General features: G+C 76.4%; 3 protein-coding genes. All 3 read right to left on the bottom strand.

Going from position 1 to position 3,703, the window contains the following annotated elements; translation table 11 throughout:
• Positions 1–31 precede the first annotated feature (31 nt).
• On the bottom strand, positions 32–1,243 hold the full coding sequence (locus GTR00_RS16495; RefSeq protein ID WP_323132544.1) for an AI-2E family transporter: 1,212 nt from the start codon (positions 1,241–1,243) through the stop codon (positions 32–34).
• A 98-nt stretch (positions 1,244–1,341) separates the two neighbouring features.
• Positions 1,342–2,550, bottom strand: coding sequence for an asparaginase (locus GTR00_RS16490; protein ID WP_205705986.1), 1,209 nt, complete (start codon positions 2,548–2,550; stop codon positions 1,342–1,344).
• A 118-nt stretch (positions 2,551–2,668) separates the two neighbouring features.
• Positions 2,669–3,331 (bottom strand): SPFH domain-containing protein, encoded by a 663-nt coding sequence (locus GTR00_RS25950; RefSeq protein ID WP_166612673.1) that lies wholly within the window; start codon positions 3,329–3,331, stop codon positions 2,669–2,671.
• Positions 3,332–3,703: the final 372 nt, after the last annotated feature.

Raw genomic sequence — 3,703 nt, 5'->3', positions numbered from 1 at the left:
GTCCAGCTGCCCGCCGGTGCGGGCCCGGGGGTCAGGAGCGCCGGTGCGCGCCCTCGGCGGGCAGCTGGACCGTGCGGTGCTCCCGCCGCTGCTCCTGCTCGTGCCCCGCGGCGGGCCGGCGCTCCTCCCCGACGGTGGGCTCGGCCTTGGGCCGCCCGCGGCGGTGGTCCCACACGTCGCGGGCGATGACCTGCACGATGCTCGCCACCGGGATGGCCAGCAGCGCGCCGAGGATCCCGGCCAGCTCCACGGCCAGCAGGATCGCCACGATCACCGTCAGCGGGTTCAGCTTGACGGTGCGCGAGAAGATCAGCGGCTGCAGCAGGTGGTTCTCCAGCTGCTGGTAGATCAGGAAGAACACCACGACGGCGATGCCGGCCGGCACCGAGTGCACGAACCCGGCGACCGAGGCCACCACCGCGCCGATGGTCGCGCCGACCAGCGGGATCAGGTCGGTGATGCCGACGAACAGGGCGATCAGCCCCGCGAACGGCACGCCGGCGACCTTCAGCACCGCGTACGTCAGCGCACCGCAGATGACGCTGATGAGCAGGTTGCCCGACAGGTAGCCGGTGACCGACTTCGCGCAGTCGGCGCCGACGCGGCGCAGGCGCAGCGCGGTCGGCGGGTGGAACAGGTTCACGAACCCGTCGACGACCTTCGGGCCCTCCAGGACCATCAGGAACGCCAGCACGAAGATCGACGCGGCACCGGCCAGGCCGCTCGCCACGCCGGAGAGCACGCCCGCGGCCGGGGTGGTCAGGCCGGTGGCGAAGGAGCGGATGCGGTCCTCGTTGTCCTGGGCGTACTGCAGCGCGTTCGTGCGCTCCAGCAGGTCGCCCACCGGCCCGCGGCCGGCGCGCGCGTCGTCGATCAGCTGCGGCAGCTGCCCGGCGAAGCGCGTGCCCTCCTGCGCCAGCGGGACCGCGAACAGGGTCCCCACGCCCGCCAGCAGCAGGACGATCAGCAGGAAGACCAGCAGCGTCGCCAGCGAGCGCCGCTTGCCGCCCAGGAGCTTGCGCTCCACCCAGCCCACGACGGGGTACAGGGCCACGGCGAAGAACGCCGCCACCACGATCCAGGTCAGCACCTGCAGCGTGTGCAGGACGAGGTACAGCAGGAAGGCCGTCGCCAGCAGCAGGCCGATCGCCGTGACGATCGTGCGGACCGTGCCCGAGGAGGGGGCGCGTTCGTCGGAGATGCCGCCGAGGGGCGGGGCACCCGCAGGGGTGTGCTCAGTCACAGTCCACGATGGTGCGTCCTGGGCGCCGTGCCCGCACGGCGAGCGCGGCGGCGCCCCCGAGGGGCCGGCGCGCTCACCGGCCCCCCGGGGGTTCGGGCTCAGGCGAACTCGGGGCTGCCCAGCCCGTCCACCCACGCGCGCACCTGCGCCTCGTCGTCGCTGAACGCCAGCGACAGCAGCAGCAGCAGGCGCGCCTTCTGCGGCAGCAGGTCCTCCATGCCGATCACGCCGGGCTCGGGCACCTCGCCGTCGTAGACGGCGCCGGACCCGGTGCGGGTGCTCGCGCCGAACACCACGCCCCGCTCGATCGCCGCGGTGCGCGCCTCGCGCATCGCCGGGGAGATCCCGCCCGCGCCGGTGCCCGCGGTGACCACGCCCTCCACGCCCGCGGCGGCGAACGCGGCGATCGCCTCCCCGCCGGCCTCCTGGTACGAGTACGCGATCTCCACGCGCGGCAGGTCCGCCGCCTCGACGGTGGAGACGTCGAACGGCGTGGCCCACTCCCGCGTCCCGCACAGCTCGGCGCGCGCGGGGGCGCGGCGCGTCGTGACGCGCGCCTCGTCCACCACGCCCAGGGCGCCGAACTGCCCGCCGTCGAAGGTGTCCACCCGCAGCGCGTCGGTCTTGGTGACCTCGCGGGCCGCGTGGAACTCGTCGTTGAGCATGACGACCGTGCCGAAGCAGGTGGTGTCGCCGCTGGCCGCCAGGCGCACCGCGTTGAACAGGTTCGCCGGGCCGTCGGCGCCGATCACGTTGGAGGGGCGCATCGAGCCGGTGAGCACCACCGGCTTGTCGCTGCGCACCGTCAGGTCCAGCCAGTACGCGAACTCCTCCATCGTGTCGGTGCCGGTGGTCACCACGACGCCGTCGGACGTCTCCAGCGCCGCGTCCACCGCCAGGGTCAGCTCGCGGAACTGCTCGATCGTGTACCCGCTGGAGCCGGCGTTGCCGAACTGCACGGTGCCCACCTGGGCCACCGCGCCCAGCTCCGGCTGCAGCGCGCCGACGAGGTCGGCGATCGGCACCTGGCCCGCCCGGTACGTCTGCAGCGCGTCGCGCGTCTCCGCCAGGCCCGCGATGGTGCCGCCGGTGCCGATGACCGTCACCCTCGGCGCGCGGTCCCCCGGGTGCGCCGGGTGCGCCGGGTGCGCCGGGTGCGCGGCGGTCGCGGAGGTGCTCGCGGGCGTGGCGGCGGGCGCCGGTGCCGGGCTCGCGCCCGCGGGCAGGACCGTGGAGGCGCCGAGGGCGATGCCCGCCGCGAGCGCGCCGGAGACGAGGGCGGTGGTGAGGGTGGAACGACGGGACACGGGGTTTCCCTCCAGGTGGTCGGCGCGCCGGTCGGCCCGGCGCGCCGCACCCTAGGGACTCCCTGTGTCGCCGCTGTTACGGATCACGCGCTCGCGCAACGCGCCCGAAACGCGCCGCTCACGGGGCCGCGGGCGCCGCACCCAGGTGCAGCACCACCTGCCCGCCGTTCTCCACCGCCGCCTGCACCGTGCGCAGCTGCAGCAGCGCCGGGTCCTGCCCCAGCGCCCGCGAACCGTTCGCCAGCGCTCGCAGCGCCGCCGTCTCCCCGCGCGCCCGCTCCAGCCGCGCCTGCGCCTCCAGGCGCGCGGAGGACACCTCCAGCAGCGCGCGCCGCACCTCGCCCGGCACCGCCACGTCGCGCAGCGACACCTCCAGCACCTGCACGCCCAGCCGCGCGGACCCCGCCGCCACCGCCGCCGTCAGCTCCGCCGTCGCCGCCGCCCGGCCGCCCACCACCTCGTCCAGGGCGCGCGCCGCGATCCAGTCGCGCGCGGCGACCTGCGCGGCCAGCCGCACGTCGTCCACCGGGTCCACCGACACCCCCAGGAACGCCGCCGGGTCCGCCACCCGGAACCGCAGCGCCACCGAGAACCGCACCCCCGGCACGTCCGCCGCCGCGCTCTCCTGGCCCGTCAGCAGCACCACCCGCTCGCGCACGTCCACGCGCTGCACCGCCCGCCGCCCCCACCGGCCCGGCACGCGGTGCCGGCCGGGCCCCAGCACGGCGGCGACGACGCCGTCGACGCGCACGACGGCGCGCTCGGACTCGGTGACGGTCACGTGGGCCACGGTGCTGCTCTCCTCCGGTCGGTGCCTCGCGCCCCGGCGCTGGACGGCCGCCACCACCCGGGAGCGGTCGCGGCGGGGACCACCGGTGCTGCTGGTGGACCGCTGGCCGCGACCGGCGACCCGCCCCGTGCGGGGCGGCGGGTGGCGACGGCCGCCACGGAGGAGTTGAACCTCAGCGTCCACAGCGCTGTGCCAGGGCTCGTCCCCGCCGATGCGCGGGACCCGTGCCGGCGACGCCGGTGGGCCGCTGGCGGGGACGTCCGAAGGGTCGCACGGCGGTGCGCGGCGGGTCGCGCCGTTTTCGGCGAGGTCCCCCGGTCGGGTCACCGGTGGCGGGCGGGGCGGCCGGGGAGAGGGGTTCCG

Source organism: Kineococcus indalonis, from assembly GCF_009906395.1.
GTDB classification, from domain to species: domain Bacteria; phylum Actinomycetota; class Actinomycetes; order Actinomycetales; family Kineococcaceae; genus Kineococcus; species Kineococcus indalonis.
The sequence above is the reverse complement of the archived record's forward strand: the minus strand, read 5'-3'. Positions and strand labels throughout refer to the sequence as shown.